An 18,508-nucleotide genomic window follows, 5' to 3' on the forward strand; every position below is an offset into this window, starting at 1 on the left:
AACATCCAACATCAATGCACAAAAATGGCTTTTCCACAGTATAATACTGGCGTTATGGTCATGTAATATCGGCTTTATCGCACCCCAAGATAGGCATCCTTTCTAAGCGGAACTGGCTTTCTGATAAAATAGGTAGCAATCCCTTACCTTCTAATAACAGAGGAAATATCACCAGAGTTTAATATCAGGATCCATTTTTACTATATGAAGTATTTCTTCTTTACTCATTTCTGTATTTTCATCTTCTTCTATCATTATAGAACGTAACTCGTAACTTTCAACAACCTCGTTTTCTTCATCCACATTACTATATACCCAACAGTCGAACACCCTATCGGGCGCATCGAGAAAGGTAATTCTGATAAATGCTCCACCCAACAGATAAGGATTTATATCATAAATAACAAATTTACCTTTTATCATATCCTTATAAGGTTCCAAGCCTGGATCATCCACTTTTCCGCTATTATATTCATCCAAATATGCACGTAAGGTACGGATATAGTTGTTATCCATCCAATCATGTCTATCCCAACCTTCAAAGCGAATATCATTAAGTGATTTTCCTTCACCTATAGTATCCTGGACATTCTTGGTTGAGTCATTCACATTCTGCTGAGAATTACGATGCTTCATAACGCAAGCAGACATTAATATTAAACACATAAATGACAATATTATTCTTCTCATATAGCAAATATATAATTTGGTAAAATGTCTTGTTGTTATATCAACAAATATAAGATATATATTATTACACAATTACACACTCTCGATCTCTATGAAACACTAAATTTACATATATTTATTGTTATATGGATAATTTCTATTAAAAAAATCCTATATCTGAATATATATGTATACATATTGATATGAAAACATTTTAATATGAGCCTGATATAAATCTTCATACCTATGAGAAGTTTCTTGATGCTAAACATAGTAGAAGATAATAAATTTCTGTAATTTTACAGTCAATAAAATAAATATTACAAAACAAATGCGGTAATATTAGTGTAACATCTAGATTCATTTACAAAACTATAATACAAAAATGTATCTGATACATGATATTGCTTGTGCCGAGTATAATCAAAAGAATATAGAACTTAAAAACAGTAAAATAAAATGAGAATATATAAATTAGTAAAAATATCAATATTATTAATGAAAGTCTGCTTGCCAACAATGATTCTTGCACAAGAAACAAGCGACTCTGTTACAATAAGCGGCTTCATTTCTGATTATAATAATAATGCAATAAACAATTGTTCCGTAATGTTTATGAATTCTAATTTTGATGTTCTTTTTGAAACCAAAAGTAATAACAACGGAATTTATCAGATTCGCATACCAAAAGGCAAATACAAAAGTATGGGAGCTATAAATATGGACACTTATCCTCATACCATGAAAGCAGGAACAAATAATGAAGACCTGAGATTAGAATTCTGGGGATGGAATTTTATTGCAGACAAAGATACAATCTTGAATATCAAATATGACAGAATGGAGGCATACGGTCTACATGCATTTCAAATTCCTGGCGGAATGCCAACTTATCAGATATACGTTCGTCCTATGAGTCTGACAAGATATCTTACAAACAAAGACATAAAAAGCCAACAGCACAAACAAGATCTTTCTAATATAATTCAGACCGTTTCATCAAAAAGTGCAACATGCGATAATCTTGCTCCCACAATCGATAAAGTGAATATAAAAGTATGGATTGACGGAGAGAAAGTACCCATCCTAATGAAACAACAGATTAAAGAATATTATGAAGAAAATGAATTTGGCATTGCATATTATCTGACTGTTGACCATCCACAACATAAGAAATCTTCACCATATCATATTTTCAAAGTGGAATTAAAAGATATGGAAAACGGAGATCAAGGTGAGGCAATATATTTTCTTGAGGAAACAAATTATATTGAAAGAACTAACAATATGTAATCTAAGATAAACTAAAAAATAAAAATAGCACCATAAAGAAAAACTTTATGATGCTATTTTTTTATTGGGAATTATGTCCTTATGCCATAGCCAAGGCAATCCAGTCATAGAAGAAGCTGAATACACCAAAGACTAAGATACCTATTGTGCATAATGTAAGAGCCAGTTTTGTGTTGCAGTCACTCTTGAATGCAGGCAGCGGACTGTCAGTCTTGTTAATATACATTGCCTTTACTATAAGCAAATAGTAATAAAGACTTATAACAGTATTTATAAGAGCAATGAATACTACAACATAAGCCCAAACTGTGCCAGACTGTGCAGCAGCCATGAACACGAAGAACTTACTAAACATTCCGGCAAACGGAGGAATACCTGCGAGAGAGAACAATGCAAGTGTCATCAGGAAAGAAAGCTTGGGATTGGTCTGATAGAAACCATCATAGCTTCCCATTTCTGTAGTTCCACCGTTTTTCTGCTCAACAACTCCGATAACAGTAAACACACTCATGTTGGCCACAACATAAACCAGAACATAGAATATAAGTGAAGACATTGCCATTGTGTTATCACCACAAACTGCCAACATTATATATCCGGCCTGTGAGATTGAGCTGAATGCCATGAAACGCTTCAATTCGCTCTGACGTATTGCAAAGAGATTGGCAACAGTAATACTCAGTACAATTACGATATAAAGCAGATACTGCCAGTATTCAACCAGCGGTGCAAATGCTTTCATAAGGATTACCATAAGAGTGAAAGCTGCAGCTCCTTTTGAGATAACGCTCAGATATCCGGTGACTGTTGTCGGAGCTCCCTGGTATGTATCAGCTGTCCAGAAATGGAATGGAACAAGACTTATCTTGAAACCAAGACCACTGAAAAAGAATACAAGTCCCATTATATTCATCGCAAAATTCTCTGAAGAACTCAGAGCTGTTGCGACATCAGCAAAATACAATGTTCCGACACTTCCATATATGAAAGATATACCATAGAGCATCACACCGCTCGAGAATGTCGCAGTAAGAATGAACTTTGCTGCACCTTCAGCAGAATTGTGACGGTATTTGTCAAATGCAACAATGCATGCCATTGGTACTGAAGCCATTTCAAGTCCAAGGAAGAACAAAAGGAAATGACCAGAACTCATCATTACATTCATACCAAGCAGAGTGGATAGAACAAGCATATAGAACTCACCTTCTCGATTGCGCACATCATCACGGCTGAGCCAGAGACGGCTCTGAATGAGTACAATAAGAGTTCCTGCAGCCAGAATGACTTTCATCACATTGGTTGCAGCGGTTGTTATATACATTTCACCAAAAGCAGTCTTAGCATCTGGTGAAAGAATTGTGGCAACAACTTGTATCAGCATCAATGTGCATACAAGCGGATTAAACCACTTCCGATTATTATTGCGTGATGATATGAAATCGGCAATAAAAACGATTATCAGGATAGCCATCAATGTGACTTCCGGAATCATATTTAGAAATTGACTATAACCCATTTTTTCGAACTATTTATTATAATGATGCTAATGCTGATAATGAATGGATATGCTCAATAATAGGACCGACAGAACCACTGATGACATCACTTGCCCACAGAGGTGCGATACCGAGACCTGCTACACAGAAAATCAGACAGCATACAGCTACGCGCTCATCCCATGTTGCATCTGTCAGTTCAAGATAATGAGGATCAGCAACCTTCTGATAAAGTATCTTGCCAACAACACGAAGAATATAAACGGCTGTCACGACAATACTTGTACATGCGATAATCGTTGCTGTACGATGAAATACATCATTATTTGCGAATGATCCTACGAAGATTGTCATTTCTGCAATGAATCCCGAGAAGCCTGGCAGTCCAAGATTGGCGAGACCGGCAATAACATAACCTACACTGAGGAACGGCATTATCTTCATCAAACCACCAAGCTTACGGATGTCACGTGTATGTGTACGGCCGTAAATCATACCGATAAGGGCAAAGAACAAGGCTGTCATCAAACCATGAGAAAGCATCTGAAGAATAGCACCTGTACAGGCTGTCTGAGTCATCATAAGCAGAGCAAAAAGCACAAGACCACAGTGAGATACAGATGAATATGCATTGATGTATTTCAAGTCTGTCTGAACACATGCAGAAAGCGCACCGTAAACGACAGATATGGTTGTGAGTATAATGAAAATCCACGCGAGTTCACGAGCTGCTTCCGGAAGAAGGAACATAGCAATACGGAAACATCCATATCCTCCAAGTTTCATCAACACACCAGCATGAAGCATAGAAACAGCTGTCGGTGCAGAAGCATGACCATCAGGTGACCATGTATGGAATGGGAACAACGCCCCCAGAACGCCGAATCCTATGAATACAAATGGGAAGAATACTTTCTGTACATTAACAGGTATATTGTGCATAGCTGCAATTTCCATGATATTCATAGTTGTTGCACCACTGAAATAATATATACCTAATATACCTATAATAAGAAGAGCTGAACCTCCCATAAGCATAAGTGTAAGTTTCATAGCAGCATACTCCTTATGTCCACTACCCCAAACTCCAATCAACAAATACATTGGAATAAGAGCGACCTCATAGAATACGAACATTGCGAACATATCTGTACAGATGAAGAAACCGAAAACTCCGGTTGACAACAATGTGAACCAAAGGAAATATTCCTTAGTCAGCGGTTTCAGCTGCCATGAAGCAAATGTTCCTGTAAAAACAATGATACTAGAAAGTAAAAGCATTACAACAGAGATACCGTCAACTCCAATAGAATATGCGATATTCAAAGGTTTGAACCATGGAATGCTATAAGTAAACAGCATCGGCGCCGTATCTCCGGCATTGCGCATCTGTATGAAAGTGATAGTCAACCATACAGAAAGCAGCAATAGACATGACGAACCCGCCACCATCACACCACGTACCTGATTTAGATTTCGTGATATCCACAAACCGAATAACATCAGTAATGGTATTACAACAAATAAACTTAATATATTCATTTTTATTTATTTTCTAAGATTTGCCTATATTTTCATTTTATGCAAGGTGATTCTCACTTATAAGCACAATAAAGCTAAAGTCAAAGCAACCGTGCCGGTCAAGAACCAAACAGCATATTGTCTCACGTCTCCACTCTGCCAGCTGCGTATACTTTCTCCACCGGCATTAGCAGCCCAAGCCATGAAATTCATAGCTCCATCTACCACATGACGGTCAAACCAAGCCAAAGGAGTAGAAACAAAACGGAATATGATCTTATGTGTAACAAACATCCAAACCTCATCCATATAGAAGCGACGATAAGCTGCCTCATGCAAACGTGGAAATTTCCGGGCAAGCATGTCTGCAACAGGAGTTTTTTCTCCTTTATACATGAATGTTGCAAGACCGATACCACAAATGGCAAGCACTGTACTGACTCCTGCAACAGTCCAATTTGTATGCGTAGCAAAGCCAATACCATTTGCAGAAATAAGTTCTCCAAACTCAAAAATGTGCAACGTACCAGTTATACCCACCAACAATGTTATGATTGACAGTATAACCAACGGAAGTGTCATTGTCAGTGGAGCTTCGTGCGGTGCGTGTACGCCTTCCGATTTATGAGTTTCGTAATAGCTCTCACCCCAGAATATAACATAGTACAGACGGAACATGTAGAATGCTGTCATTGCTGCAATACCGCTCATTATAATACCCATAGGCATAGAGAAATTATAGCATGCAACGAGAATCTCATCCTTTGAGCAGAAACCAGAGAAGAATGGTATACCGGCAATAGCAAGACATGAGATAAGGAATGTCCAGTGTGTAACAGGCATATATTTACGAAGACCTCCCATGTATTTCTTTTCATTCGAATGAACAGCATGAATAATACAACCTGCACCAAGGAAGAGACATGCCTTAAACATTGCATGTGTAAACAAATGGTACATACTTGCCATATAGCCAAGACCATTAACATCTGCATACTCTTCAGTCATGGCAACCTTGCCGATTTCCGGATCAGGCATACATACACCTAAAGCAACGAGCATGAAACCAATCTGTGAAATAGTAGAGAATGCCAATACTCTTTTGATATCACTCTGACAGCAAGCCACAGCAGCTGCATAAAAGGCAGTGAATGCTGCTATATATGCAATCACATGAAGTGCCTGCGGAGCAAATTCTACAAAAATCGGGAAAAGACTTGCAACAAGATATACACCAGCAACAACCATTGTTGCAGCATGTATCAATGCAGAAACAGGAGTAGGACCTTCCATTGCATCAGGCAACCATATATGCAACGGGAACATAGCACTCTTTCCTGCACCTCCGATAAACATTAGGAATAATGATGTCGGAATAATCCAAGCTGAATTATGGAGAGCCTCGGCCTGCTCCGGAGTCATCGTTGTCAGGTCATAATTGAATGTTCCTACATAGAAGCTGTAAAACAGGATACCTATAAGGAAGAACAAGTCTGCAAATCTTGTTACAATAAAAGCCTTTTTGGAAGCTGCGACAGCTGCATGTAAAGGATAATAGAATCCAATGAGAAGATAAGATGAAACTCCGACAAGCTCCCAGAAAAGATACATCTGGAATATATTTGTAGCAACAACAAGTCCCAACATTGACATTGAGAAAAGGCTTAAGAATGCGTAATAACGCTGAAAACCTTTTTCACCATGCATATATCCAAATGAATATATATGGACCATCAAACTGACTGTGGAGATGACAATAAGCATCATCACTGATATCGGTGTCAGGCGGAACCCTATATTGAATGTAAGTAATTCACTGAATCTCAGCCAAGTGAAATCAAAAGCAGTCACCGTTGGATACAATCCGCTTGATGCTTCACGTCCAACAACAAGGAAATATTCAATAGCTGTATAATACGAAAGTATCGTAACAACAGCCAAAGAGCAAGTACCGACAATTCCAGCTAATTTATGAGACATTTTCATTCCTGCAAGTCCAAGCAAGATAAATGACAATGCAGGCAACAAAAGTATCAGATATACATAACTATAATCCATAACACTTAAAATTTCATGTTTTCAATACTGTTCACCTGATCACTGTGGAAGTTGCGGTAAACATTAATAATGATAGCAATAGCCACGGCTGACTCGGCTGCAGAAACACCAATGGAAAATAATGTAAAAAACATACCTTCCATCTGGCCAGGATACAGCATTCTATTAAACGCTGCAAAATTTATATCAACCGCATTGAGTATCAACTCTATAGAAATCAACATGGCTATCAGATTGCGGCGTGTAACGAAACCGAATACACCTATAAAAAACAACAGTGCAGAAAGCACAAAATAATATTCTACTGGTACCATGTATTACTTCTCCTTTCTTGAAATTACTATACCTCCGATAATGCAAGCCAGCAAGAACACAGATATAAACTCAAATGGCAGTATGTACTGATATTTGTCAGCCCCCATAAGAGTGTGACCGATCTGCTCCATAGGCACTTCTGTGTCTGGCAATTGTGCTGCCATAGATATAAATTCATTCTTTAATAAAATAGCAACTACAGTTACAAGACCAACAAGAGAAAGCAAAGCGCCACATATCACTCGGCTTCCACGCAATTTCTCGTATAACCCCTGAAGAGTATGTTTGCTGACAAGCTGTATTGCAAAAATATAAATCATAGTTACACCTCCGGCATACACAGAAATCTGAGCAGCGCCTAAGAACGTATAATCAAGCAGGAAATAAAGACCTGCAACTCCGAAAAGCACAAACAACAAGAATGTTGCGGCTCTCATTATTCTCTTTGTCGTAACACATACCAAAGCTGAGCCAAGGATGAAGACAGCAAGAATTATAAACATTACCATATTAGCCATTTTTTACGTCTCCTCCTATTTTTTTGTATTAAATGTTCCTATCTCAAACTCGGCCCCTCCATCAAGAAGATTTGGTAATGATGGATTATAAGATGTTTCCTTATCAAGATGCAAAACCAATGAATCACGACTGAATGTTGAATTCTCAAAATCATTGGTAAATTTGATTGCATCATGAGGACAAGCCTGTACACACAATTCACAGAACATACAATCACCTAAATCGTATTGATAATCAACAAGACGACGTTTTTTCTTTCCTTCCTCGTCTGTTACCATCTCTGTTGTTATCTTTATCGTGCCATTCGGACAAGCCTTTTCGCACAATGTACATGCAATACATTTGGTATTGCCGTCTGCATCATGTGGCATTACAAGTCTGCCACGATGTCTTTGAGAGACATGCAATGTTGTCTTACGATTCTCCGGATATTGTTCTGTGACCTTCTTTGTGAAATATTCTTTCCAAGTCACACCCATACCGGTGAGCAAAGATTTTATCGCATCCTTAACCTCTCCAAAGTATGTTTTATTATTTTCCATTTCTATATGATAGTCAACGAATGATATTTGAAATATTACACTTTACTTATATTAAAAGTGAAGTCCGAAAGCTACTACCAATGTCATAATTACAAGATTGAGAAGTGCCAAAGGCATCAGATACTTCCATTCTAATTTTAATATCTGATCAATTCTCAAACGTGGGAATGACCACTTAATCCACAACATAATCCATACTATAAGGAATGTCTTGGCAAGGAACCATACAATACCTGGAATATAATCCATTATAGTATTGAATCCATCCAATCCGGCAACATGCAAAGGCATCCATCCTCCTAAGAAAACAGTTGCTGCAAGACCTGCAATTATAAACATATTCAGATATTCTGCAAGATAGAAAAAGCCGAATCCCATTCCCGAATATTCCGTATGATATCCTGCAGTGAGCTCACTCTCTGCTTCGGCAAGGTCAAATGGGCCACGATTCGCCTCTGCATTTCCAGCAATAAGGAAAACTATAAAAGCAATAATTGCAGGAATATGCCCACGGAATATCAGCCATCCACTTTCCTGTGCCTCGATTATTCCAGACAACTGCATTGTCCCTGTAAGTACAACTGCGGTAATAAGGCACAGACAGAGAGACATTTCATAAGAAATAAGCTGTACTGCACCACGCATTGCTGATACAACACTATACTTATTATTTGAACTCCATCCAGCAAGGAATATACCAACAACACCAATACTTGATATTGCTGTCAGTAAGAATACTCCGAGATTGAAATCTATTATATGAGCACCTTTATTCCATGGCATAAACGCAAATGCACCAACACTACCGATCAACACAAGGAAAGGTGCTATAATATAAAGTAGTTTATCAGCTTTATCTACAAAGAATATCTCTTTGATGAGCATTTTCACAACGTCAGCAAAAACCTGAAATACGCCCCATGGACCGACACGCATCGGACCGAGACGACATTGGAAATATGCACAAACCTTGCGCTCCATGAATATAAGCACTATAGCCAGCAACGCATACGCGGTAAGAATAAACAAGCCGACCAGTACGCACTCGATAAGGACTGACAGGAAACTGCCCAAGCCCAAAGTATCGCGCAGAAGACTGTCAAACCATGTTGTAACTATACTAAAATCAAACATTTTGATAAAATGATTTATTATTTATGAATTATCTGTCGATATCTGGTATCACATAGTCAAGTGTTGCTCCGACAGAAATGAGGTCCGCAATCTTTTCACCTTGCAACATTTCATCAAGTGCAGATACCAGCGGAAGACCCATCGGACGGAATTTCAAACGATACGGACTCTTGTCGCCACGACTATCAAGATACACACCAATCTCACCACGGCTTCCTTCTACAGACTTATACCATTGGCCTTCCGGGACACGGATTATAGGTTTCTGCTTTATATAGAAATCACCAGCCGGTATGTTATCAATAAGCTGTTCTAGAATTCTAACGCTCTGCTCCATTTCCTTCATACGTACCATATAACGATCGAAACAGTCGCCATTATTCAAAACAATCTCATCAAAATCAACATTTCCGTACATATCATATGCATGATGTTTTCTGACATCATTATGCCATCCACATGCACGACCAGTACCACCAGTACAACCGTAAGAGATCGCATTCTCGCGTGAAAGTTTTCCAACACCGACAAAACGATTATGCAGAATAACATTTCCTGTAAAGATGTCATTATATTCTTTGAACATCGGTTTAATGTATGTACAAAGTTTCTTGACATTATTTACAAAATTCGGATCTATATCAGCATAACATCCACCAATTCTATAATAATTCTGTATCAAACGGCCACCTGTTGTTTCCTCCATTACGTTCAATACCTGTTCACGGTCACGCATTCCATAAATAAATGCTGTAAGCGCTCCCAAATCCTGTGCGCAACAAGCATAGAACAACAAATGGGAATCCAGACGCTGAAGCTCATCCATTATCGTACGAATATACTTTATACGATCACTAAGCTCCACTCCCATAGCTTCTTCTATAACAGAAACAAGTGCATGACGGTTCATCATAGCCGAAAGATAATCCATTCGGTCTGTCAACGCCAATGTCTGAGGATACGTATAACTTTCACACATCTTTTCGATGCCACGATGTATATATCCGCAATGTGGATATACCTTACGTATTACCTCACCATCAAGAATTGTCTGCAAACGAAGCACACCATGTGTTGCCGGATGCTGAGGACCAATATTGATCACATAATCATCATCCGTAAAAAGTTTATGATATGTCTCCTTGATTTTTCCGTTATCATCCAAATTATATTCAACAGTATAATCTGGCTCCGGATCATCCTCAAGAGTATATCTGTTATTTTCAGGACTCATGTCATAATCCTTACGGAAAGGATATCCATTAAAGTCAGAGCGCAAATAAAGGCGGCGCATATCCTTATGACCAAGGAACTTTATGCCATAAAAATCAAAGACCTCTCGCTCCAAGAAATCAGCAGATTTCCATAAATGACTTACTGTAGGAATATATGCATTTTCACGGTCAGGATTTACAACTTTTACACTTATCCGTTCATAATTATCTGTGTTTTCAAGAATATAAACACATCCTAGTCCTTCTTCGCCGAAATCCTCTCCGACAATTGTCACAAGGAAGTCGAAATGCTTCTCGTTTTTCAATTTTGCCATTTGTACGGCAAAATCTTTAAGTTCAAAAAGTTTATGTTCTAATTTCATATCCTTCCTTTAATTAAATATTGCCTTCTTTGTTCATGTCAACAGATGTTGCATCATTTAACATAGACTTATCTATTTTTCCATCAACAATTATCGGTTTTCTTTCCTTACGGTTTGCACCTCCGAAGAATTTCTCAACTTTTACCTTTCTCTGAAGTTGCATCATTCCATAAAGGATTGCCTCTGGACGTGGAGGGCAACCTGGAACATAAACATCAACAGGTACTATTTCATTAATACCCTTGACAACATGATAACTACTCTTGAATGGACCGCCTGAAATTGCACAACCTCCAACAGCAACCACATATTTTGGTTCCGCCATCTGGTCATACAAACGCTTGAAAACCGGAGCCATTTTGTTTGTAATTGTTCCGGCACACATAATCAAATCGGCCTGACGTGGAGAGTTTCTGGTCACCTCAAATCCAAATCTCGCAAAATCGTATCTGGCACATCCAACTGCCATAAACTCAATTCCGCAACAACTTGTCGCAAATGTCAAAGACCACAATGAATTACTACGTCCCCAGTTGATCATTTGATCCAAAGAACCAGTAACCACATTCACGCCACCCTCATGAAGTTCTTGAACAATTTTCTCAAGAGAATCATTGTCCTTGAATTCCGAATAAGGAATGCTCTTGATAACAGGTTTCTTTACTTCCATTCCAACGCTCCTTTCCGCCAAGCATAAGCCAAGCCAAATACAAGTACTAACAAGAAGAACCCGATACTTACGAGTGCCATAGCACCAAAGTCCTTCACCACTACTGCCCAAGGATAAAGAAACACTGTTTCAACATCAAAGATCAAGAACAGGATGGCAAAAAGATAGTAGCCGACATATACCGGTATCCATGATGATCCATGAGTAGGAATTCCACACTCAAAAGGTTCACCTTTCACCTTATTAAATGTACGAGGGCCTATGAGTTTTGCAATCACATAAGCCGCTACTACCAAGAAAACAGCCGTTATTAAAACGGTAATTAACAAGATAAAATACATAAAATATATAAAATATTACGTTTTTGTTTGCAGGGAAAAATCGTATTCATGCTATTTTTAAAGTGCGTAATAGAATATTTTCTACACCACAAACGTGTACACCGCTTATTTCAACGTGCAAAGTTAATAATAAATATCCGAATATCCCATAATAATAAAAAAAATATTTATTTATGTTTAAAACCTTCATTACACACATATAAACCACTGATAAAATAAGCTGATATACAGGTTATTACAACCTATTTTATTACATATCAATAAAATAAAACAGACACATCTATTCAAATTATATACAACGATTTCCATACCACATCCATTGCCATTTAGTCATGACGAACTATAGTATTCTATGTTTTACTAAATACACCTTATAAATTAGGTCATTATACAAACCGAAAGGCTACCTTTTTAGAAAAAAAGAATTTGATTCCCCACAATATTCCATTTATTTACAGACAATATTGTTCAATAACAAAAAAACTATAAAAATGCAATTTATATTTTGCAATGTGCGATAGTTAACGTATCTTTGCATTAGAAAAAAGAAATTCTGGGGTTGTTCCGGTTTGATCGGGATACTCATCAATATAAAACAAAACCGAGGAAGTTTCTCTTGTTAATGGCGGGCCACATAAATCCTCAAAGGACTAAGCTGTATAGCCGGTGGATTACAAAGACGGAGAGCTCTCAAATCCTATAAGCTCGGAGTTTCATCACATCATCGGGCAACCCCTTTTCTATTTAACTCTCTTTACATATTATATAATCACTCCATATTCAAAGATATAAACATATCTTATTATTGGAGGTTAAATAGAATGCTTTTTCATAAATAATAATAAAATATACATTATGTTTTCTGGTATAGTAGAAGAAATGGCGACAGTTGTCGCAATACAAAAAGAGCATGAAAATATTCATCTAACCTTAAAATGCTCCTTTATAAATGAATTGAAAATAGACCAAAGCATTTCCCATAACGGCGTATGTCTGACTGTTGTAAACATCGAAAATGATACCTATACAGTCACTGCGATGAAAGAAACTCTTGACAAATCAAATCTCGGTTTTCTCAAACCTGGAGACAATGTCAATATAGAGCGTTCCATGAAAATGAACGGACGATTGGACGGACACATTGTACAAGGCCACGTTGATGGAACTGCAATATGTAAAGATATAAAAGATGCTGATGGTTCCACATACTTTACTTTTGAATACAATTTTGATAAAGATATGGCCAGTCGTGGATATTTCACTGTTGACAAAGGTTCTGTCACAGTAAACGGGGTATCACTGACTGTGTGCAATCCTACAGAAAACACATTTACAGTCGCTATAATTCCCTATACGTTCGAAAATACAAATTTCTGTAATATAAAAATCGGAAGTATCGTAAATATTGAATTTGACATACTCGGAAAATATATTGCAAGACTTAATTCTCTGACTAGATAGTATAAAACCAAACTATAAAACAAAAGAGGCAGAATCAAACGTTCTGCCTCTTTTGTTTTCATAAAAGCCTGCAATCATAACAATATTGAACATGAGGAACTGTTACAAAAAGCTACAAAACCAGGGCTTTTGTAAAAAAGAATGTTAAGAAACGGCCATCATGATAAACATTTTGGATAATTTTTCATCTAACTGATTGTAGCAAAAAAAATTGCAACAGAGAGACATTTATAGACAACATAAAAGAAATATAAAACTTTAAAACATACAAAATGAACAAGTATCGAACAACATGTCTAACAGCCATGATTGCACTATGCATTTCTGATGTCATGGCACAGCAATGGACTTTAAAAGATTGCATTGACTACGCATTGGCAAACAATATCTCATTAAAGAAAACCAAATTGCAGGAGTACAGTGCCATTGAAGATATAAAACAAAGTCAGGCAGATCTTCTACCTTCACTAAGTTTTTCTACATCCCAAAACGGAACATACCGCCCGTGGCCGGAAGAAGGGAAAGCTACTGTTGACAACGGATATGTCCAGTCTAGTGTTGACAAAATCTATTATAGCGGTTCATACAGTGTAAGTGGCAATTGGACTGTATGGAACGGAGGACGCAACACAAACACTATAAAACTCAACAAACTTACAGCTGAGCAAGCCAAGCTTGATTCTGCAGAAACAGCCAATTCCATACAAGAGCAGATCGCACAACTCTATGTACAGATCTTGTATTCAAACGACGCCATCAATGTGTGCAAGGAAAGTTTGGAAACCAGCAAGAAAAATGAAGAACGCGGCAAGGAAATGTTCGATGTCGGCAAAATAAGCAAGGCTGATCTTGCCCAACTCACAGCACAACGGGCACAGGACGAATATAATGTAGTCGAAGCAGAAAGTAATATGAGAAACTACAAACGCCAACTCAAACAGGTTCTCCAGATCGCAGACGACAAGGAATTTGACATTGCCATACCTCAAACTACCGACGAGATGGCATTAAGCGAGATACCGGCTCTGAACGACGTATATACATCCACGCTCAGCATAAGACCAGAGATAAAGAATGCGAAACTCGGCATAGAAAGCAGTGATCTGAGCATAAAAATAGCAAAAGCACAGAAACTGCCAACCATAGGACTGAATGCCGGTGTTTCAACAAACACGACCTCAATGAGTGACAATGCATGGGGCACTCAGCTGAAAAACAATGTAAACGTAGGAGCAGGATTTACAGTAAGTATTCCATTGTTCGACAACCGATCATCTAAAACAGCTGTAAACAAAGCAAAAATACAGAAAGAGAACTACATGTTGGAACTGCAGGACAAGCAAACAACACTCTACTCCACCGTAGAAAACTACTGGCTGCAGGCTGTTACCAACCAGAACAAGTTCAAGGCAGCCAAAGTATCCACAGAAAGCGCAAAAGCAAGTTACGAACTTCTCAGTGAACAGTTCGCACAAGGACTTAAAAATATAGTTGAACTTATGACTGGTAAAAACAATCTGCTTACAGCTCAGCAGAATGAGTTACAGAGCAAATATCTTGCGATACTCAACATTGACATGTTAAAATTCTATGAAACAGGTAAATTAAAATAACAATACACAGAAAATAGAGAGAGATGAAAAGAATCAGTAAATTATGGATTGTTGTCGGTGTACTGGCTATAATAGCATTGATAATGTGGATGCTGTCCGGCAACAAAAAGAAAGAGGAAGTCACTTTCGAAACTGTCGCAGCAGCTCCGGCGACAATAAGAAACAGCATCACAGCCACTGGTACAATTGAACCGGTAACCGAAGTGACCGTTGGTACACAAGTCAGTGGTATTGTCAGCAAACTTTATGTTGACTACAACAGTATTGTAAAAAAGGGACAGGTTATTGCTGAACTTGACAAAACAAATCTTATCAGCCAACTCAACACTGCTAAAGCAAACCTACAAAGTGCCGAAAGCAACTTGAGATACCAGACTGCCAATTACAAACGGTACAAGACTCTTTACGACAAAGGGCTTGTAAGCGCAGACGAGTTTGAAAACGCACAGTTGTCATACAAGCAAGCAAAAGAACAGGCGGCATCCTCTAAGGAAGAAGTGAACCGCGCTGAGACCAATCTTGGTTACGCCACCATCACATCCCCGATTGATGGAGTTGTTCTGTCAAAAGCCGTAGAAGAGGGACAGACAGTCGCAGCTAGTTTCTCCACTCCAGAATTATTCACCATTGCACAAGACCTTACAGACATGCGTGTGGTGGCCGATGTTGACGAAGCAGATATAGGTAATGTCAAAGAAGGCGACAGAGTTACCTTCACCGTCGACGCTTTCCCAGACGATACATTTGAAGGAACCGTAACACAGGTTAGACAAGAAGCAACCACAACCAACAATGTTGTGACATATGAAGTTGTGATAAGCGCTCCAAATGCGGATCTCAAACTGAAACCTGGACTTACAGCCAACGTCACAATCTATACAGCTGAAATAGACGGAGTACTGTGCGTACCAAGCAAAGCTTTAAGATACACACCGACTAAAGAAACTGTCGGCAACAGAAAGATACAAGACGTACAAGGAAAAAACAAGGTGTGGACATTGGAAGCCGATAAAATTGTAGCCCATAGCGTAAGCATAGGTGCTACAGACGGTACACACACACAGATTCTGAAAGGCGTAGAATCAGGAACAAAAGTCATTACAGGTATCAGCGTAATAACCGACGAACAACCGGAAGAAGCTGTAACAGAAAGTAGTCCTTTTGCCCCAGGTCCACCTGATAAAAACAAGAAAAAGAAGTAATAAAAACTGAATTTTCATGGAGAAAAAGATAGTTATAGAACTTCAGAACGTGAAGCGCGACTTCATCGTTGGCGACGAAACCGTGCATGCGCTGCGAGGAGTATCGTTCAAGATACACGAAGGCGAGTTTGTAACAATCATGGGCAAATCCGGATCTGGAAAATCAACACTGCTAAACCAACTGGGGTGCCTTGACACCCCAAGCAGTGGAGAATATTACCTCGACGGCATATCCGTACGCAAGATGTCAAAATCGCAACGTGCCACGTTGCGTAACAAAAAGATAGGCTTCATCTTCCAGAACTACAATCTACTGCCCAAGACTACAAGCATAGAGAATGTGGAACTGCCGCTTATGTACAACTCTGCAGTCAGCGCAAAAGAACGTCTAGAACGAGCCACAGAAGCATTGAAGGCAGTAGGACTAGAGAGCCGTATGTATCATAAGTCGAATCAGATGTCCGGAGGACAGATGCAACGTGTAGCCATAGCACGTGCGCTGGTAAACAATCCGGCCGTAATACTTGCCGACGAGGCAACCGGTAACCTTGACACCCGTACTTCATTCGAAATTCTCGTGTTGTTCCAAAAACTTCATGCAGAAGGACGAACTATAATATTCGTCACTCACAATCCGGATATTGCAAACTATTCATCACGCAACATCATGTTGCGCGACGGAGTGATAATAAGTGATGAAGTGAACAACAGCATCCTTTCAGCAAAGGAGGGACTGGCTGCACTGCCGGTAAACAATGAAGACTGAACAACCACAGCAAACAGAACAAATAATATATAGAAAAAGATGAATTACGCGAATCTGTTCAAAATAGCACTGAAAGCCATCGCAGCCAACAAGATGCGATCATTTCTGACAGCATTGGGCATCATCATCGGCGTTGCATCGGTCATAACAATGCTTGCCATCGGACAAGGCTCGAAGAAAAGCATACAGGCAAACATAGCCGAAATGGGTTCGAACATGATCATGATACATCCGGGCGCCGATATGCGTGGAGGAGTAAGACAAGACGCTTCCTCCATGGAAACCCTGAAAATAACGGACTATACAGCCATAAAGGATGAATGCAACTATATCAAAGGCATAAGCCCGACTGTAACAAGCAGCGGACAGTGGATATACGGCAACAATAATACTCCGTCAACAATATACGGTGTAAACCAGGATTATCTTGACATCAGACAGCTCTCTGTAAGCGACGGCGAGATATTCACAGATGCCGACATCAAATCAAGTGCGAAAGTATGCATTCTCGGCCAGACTGTTGTTGACAACCTTTTTCCTGATGGCTCTGACCCAATCGGAAAAGTTGTACGCTTCAACTCAATACCATTCAGGGTTATTGGTGTGCTCAAGAAAAAAGGCTACAACTCAATGGGAATGGACCAGGACGATCTTGCACTGGCCCCCTACACCACCGTCATGAAACGTATCCTGGCACAAACGTATCTGGGAGGAATCACATGTTCTGCAATAACTGAAAATGTGACAGACAAAGCTACGGAAGAAATCACACAGATACTGCGCCGCACCCACAAACTGAAAGAAGCCACAGAAGATACTCCCGGCGATGAAGACGACTTCAGCATACGTTCTCAGGAGGAACTTTCAAATATGATGAACTCAACCACAGACATGCTTACCGTACTCCTGGGATGTGTGGCAGGCATATCGCTCATAGTAGGTGGTATCGGCATCATGAACATCATGTATGTGAGTGTAACAGAACGCACCCGTGAAATAGGTCTGAGAATGAGCGTCGGCGCACGTGGCATAGACATTCTGAACCAGTTTCTCATCGAAGCAATCATGCTGAGTGTAACCGGCGGTATTATTGGAGTGCTGATAGGCGTGGGAGCTTCCTATGCAGTGAATGCCTTTGCCCACTGGCCCATATTCATACAGCCGTGGAGCATCATAATGAGTTTTGCAGTCTGCACATTCACCGGTGTGTTCTTCGGATGGTATCCTGCAAAGAAAGCCGCACAACTAGACCCGATAGAAGCTATACGATATGAATAAGAGCAAAACGGCTCATGTAATAATAAAAGT

Annotated in this window: 17 protein-coding genes; 6 read left to right on the forward strand and 11 right to left on the reverse strand. The window is 39.1% G+C overall.

Annotation, left to right across the window (positions count from 1 at the left end; genetic code table 11):
• Window positions 1-168: 168 nt before the first annotated feature.
• A complete protein-coding gene (locus WKT13_RS11165; protein WP_340323936.1) occupies window positions 169-690 on the reverse strand; it encodes a hypothetical protein in 522 nt (173 codons plus the stop codon).
• Between the two features lie 438 nt (window positions 691-1,128).
• Between WKT13_RS11165 and WKT13_RS11170 the strand changes: the two genes are divergently transcribed.
• Complete coding sequence (locus WKT13_RS11170; RefSeq protein WP_298620540.1) at window positions 1,129-1,962, forward strand: carboxypeptidase-like regulatory domain-containing protein; 834 nt, start codon at window positions 1,129-1,131, stop codon at window positions 1,960-1,962.
• Between the two features lie 79 nt (window positions 1,963-2,041).
• Here WKT13_RS11170 and WKT13_RS11175 read toward each other — a convergent pair whose 3' ends face one another.
• Genes WKT13_RS11175 through WKT13_RS11220 form a run of 10 tightly spaced genes read right to left on the reverse strand, consistent with a single transcriptional unit; the run spans window position 2,042 to window position 12,158 of the window.
• Complete coding sequence (locus WKT13_RS11175) at window positions 2,042-3,481, reverse strand: NADH-quinone oxidoreductase subunit N (protein ID WP_298620538.1); 1,440 nt, start codon at window positions 3,479-3,481, stop codon at window positions 2,042-2,044.
• A gap of 16 nt (window positions 3,482-3,497) precedes the next feature.
• Window positions 3,498-5,003, reverse strand: a complete 1,506-nt coding sequence (locus tag WKT13_RS11180) for a complex I subunit 4 family protein (protein WP_340323937.1) — start codon at window positions 5,001-5,003, stop codon at window positions 3,498-3,500.
• Window positions 5,004-5,060: 57 nt separating this feature from the next.
• Window positions 5,061-7,040 carry an NADH-quinone oxidoreductase subunit 5 family protein gene (locus WKT13_RS11185; protein ID WP_340323938.1) on the reverse strand — a complete coding sequence of 660 codons (1,980 nt, stop codon included), beginning with the start codon at window positions 7,038-7,040 and terminating at the stop codon, window positions 5,061-5,063.
• A 5-nt stretch (window positions 7,041-7,045) separates the two neighbouring features.
• Entirely contained in the window at window positions 7,046-7,354 is a 309-nt protein-coding gene (gene nuoK, locus WKT13_RS11190) for an NADH-quinone oxidoreductase subunit NuoK (protein ID WP_298620532.1), read from the reverse strand.
• Between the two features lie 3 nt (window positions 7,355-7,357).
• Window positions 7,358-7,873: an NADH-quinone oxidoreductase subunit J family protein gene (locus tag WKT13_RS11195; RefSeq protein ID WP_298620530.1), complete on the reverse strand. Its 516-nt coding sequence runs from the start codon at window positions 7,871-7,873 to the stop codon at window positions 7,358-7,360.
• Window positions 7,874-7,888: 15 nt separating this feature from the next.
• Window positions 7,889-8,416, reverse strand: a complete 528-nt coding sequence (locus WKT13_RS11200; RefSeq protein WP_298620528.1) for a NuoI/complex I 23 kDa subunit family protein — start codon at window positions 8,414-8,416, stop codon at window positions 7,889-7,891.
• A 51-nt stretch (window positions 8,417-8,467) separates the two neighbouring features.
• Window positions 8,468-9,550, reverse strand: a complete 1,083-nt coding sequence (gene nuoH, locus WKT13_RS11205; protein WP_340323939.1) for an NADH-quinone oxidoreductase subunit NuoH — start codon at window positions 9,548-9,550, stop codon at window positions 8,468-8,470.
• Window positions 9,551-9,578: 28 nt separating this feature from the next.
• Window positions 9,579-11,147, reverse strand: coding sequence for an NADH-quinone oxidoreductase subunit D (locus tag WKT13_RS11210; protein ID WP_298620524.1), 1,569 nt, complete (start codon window positions 11,145-11,147; stop codon window positions 9,579-9,581).
• A gap of 13 nt (window positions 11,148-11,160) precedes the next feature.
• Window positions 11,161-11,817, reverse strand: coding sequence for an NADH-quinone oxidoreductase subunit B (locus tag WKT13_RS11215; protein ID WP_298620523.1), 657 nt, complete (start codon window positions 11,815-11,817; stop codon window positions 11,161-11,163).
• The gene (locus WKT13_RS11220; protein ID WP_340323940.1) at window positions 11,808-12,158 is read right to left on the reverse strand and encodes an NADH-quinone oxidoreductase subunit A; all 351 of its coding nucleotides are present in this window, start codon (window positions 12,156-12,158) and stop codon (window positions 11,808-11,810) included. The genes WKT13_RS11215 and WKT13_RS11220 overlap by 10 nt, the downstream gene beginning before the upstream one ends.
• 855 nt (window positions 12,159-13,013) lie before the next feature.
• Here WKT13_RS11220 and WKT13_RS11225 point away from each other — a divergent pair.
• The 5 genes from WKT13_RS11225 to WKT13_RS11245 all read left to right on the forward strand — a co-directional run bounded on the left by WKT13_RS11225 (window position 13,014) and on the right by WKT13_RS11245 (window position 18,478).
• The gene (locus WKT13_RS11225) at window positions 13,014-13,619 is read left to right on the forward strand and encodes a riboflavin synthase (RefSeq protein ID WP_340323941.1); all 606 of its coding nucleotides are present in this window, start codon (window positions 13,014-13,016) and stop codon (window positions 13,617-13,619) included.
• A gap of 272 nt (window positions 13,620-13,891) precedes the next feature.
• The gene (locus WKT13_RS11230) at window positions 13,892-15,232 is read left to right on the forward strand and encodes a TolC family protein (RefSeq protein WP_340323942.1); all 1,341 of its coding nucleotides are present in this window, start codon (window positions 13,892-13,894) and stop codon (window positions 15,230-15,232) included.
• A 23-nt stretch (window positions 15,233-15,255) separates the two neighbouring features.
• Window positions 15,256-16,434: an efflux RND transporter periplasmic adaptor subunit gene (locus WKT13_RS11235; protein WP_340323943.1), complete on the forward strand. Its 1,179-nt coding sequence runs from the start codon at window positions 15,256-15,258 to the stop codon at window positions 16,432-16,434.
• A gap of 16 nt (window positions 16,435-16,450) precedes the next feature.
• Entirely contained in the window at window positions 16,451-17,200 is a 750-nt protein-coding gene (locus WKT13_RS11240; RefSeq protein WP_340323944.1) for an ABC transporter ATP-binding protein, read from the forward strand.
• A gap of 39 nt (window positions 17,201-17,239) precedes the next feature.
• Entirely contained in the window at window positions 17,240-18,478 is a 1,239-nt protein-coding gene (locus WKT13_RS11245; RefSeq protein ID WP_340323945.1) for an ABC transporter permease, read from the forward strand.
• The last annotated feature ends 30 nt before the right edge of the window (window positions 18,479-18,508 follow it).

Origin of the sequence: Prevotella sp. HCN-7019 (assembly GCF_037890215.1) — a bacterium.
In the GTDB taxonomy this organism is placed as follows: Bacteria; Bacteroidota; Bacteroidia; order Bacteroidales; family Bacteroidaceae; genus Prevotella.

Excerpts from the sequence above, each read along its gene's own strand:
- WKT13_RS11165 (WP_340323936.1), bottom strand. The coding sequence starts at position 690 with ATGAGAAGAATAATATTGTCATTTATGTGTTTAATATTAATGTCTGCT.
- WKT13_RS11170 (WP_298620540.1), top strand. The coding sequence starts at position 1,129 with ATGAGAATATATAAATTAGTAAAAATATCAATATTATTAATGAAAGTC.
- WKT13_RS11175 (WP_298620538.1), bottom strand. The coding sequence starts at position 3,481 with ATGGGTTATAGTCAATTTCTAAATATGATTCCGGAAGTCACATTGATG.
- WKT13_RS11180 (WP_340323937.1), bottom strand. The coding sequence starts at position 5,003 with ATGAATATATTAAGTTTATTTGTTGTAATACCATTACTGATGTTATTC.
- WKT13_RS11185 (WP_340323938.1), bottom strand. The coding sequence starts at position 7,040 with ATGGATTATAGTTATGTATATCTGATACTTTTGTTGCCTGCATTGTCA.
- nuoK (WP_298620532.1), bottom strand. The coding sequence starts at position 7,354 with ATGGTACCAGTAGAATATTATTTTGTGCTTTCTGCACTGTTGTTTTTT.
- WKT13_RS11195 (WP_298620530.1), bottom strand. The coding sequence starts at position 7,873 with ATGGCTAATATGGTAATGTTTATAATTCTTGCTGTCTTCATCCTTGGC.
- WKT13_RS11200 (WP_298620528.1), bottom strand. The coding sequence starts at position 8,416 with ATGGAAAATAATAAAACATACTTTGGAGAGGTTAAGGATGCGATAAAA.
- nuoH (WP_340323939.1), bottom strand. The coding sequence starts at position 9,550 with ATGTTTGATTTTAGTATAGTTACAACATGGTTTGACAGTCTTCTGCGC.
- WKT13_RS11210 (WP_298620524.1), bottom strand. The coding sequence starts at position 11,147 with ATGAAATTAGAACATAAACTTTTTGAACTTAAAGATTTTGCCGTACAA.
- WKT13_RS11215 (WP_298620523.1), bottom strand. The coding sequence starts at position 11,817 with ATGGAAGTAAAGAAACCTGTTATCAAGAGCATTCCTTATTCGGAATTC.
- WKT13_RS11220 (WP_340323940.1), bottom strand. The coding sequence starts at position 12,158 with ATGTATTTTATCTTGTTAATTACCGTTTTAATAACGGCTGTTTTCTTG.
- WKT13_RS11225 (WP_340323941.1), top strand. The coding sequence starts at position 13,014 with ATGTTTTCTGGTATAGTAGAAGAAATGGCGACAGTTGTCGCAATACAA.
- WKT13_RS11230 (WP_340323942.1), top strand. The coding sequence starts at position 13,892 with ATGAACAAGTATCGAACAACATGTCTAACAGCCATGATTGCACTATGC.
- WKT13_RS11235 (WP_340323943.1), top strand. The coding sequence starts at position 15,256 with ATGAAAAGAATCAGTAAATTATGGATTGTTGTCGGTGTACTGGCTATA.
- WKT13_RS11240 (WP_340323944.1), top strand. The coding sequence starts at position 16,451 with ATGGAGAAAAAGATAGTTATAGAACTTCAGAACGTGAAGCGCGACTTC.
- WKT13_RS11245 (WP_340323945.1), top strand. The coding sequence starts at position 17,240 with ATGAATTACGCGAATCTGTTCAAAATAGCACTGAAAGCCATCGCAGCC.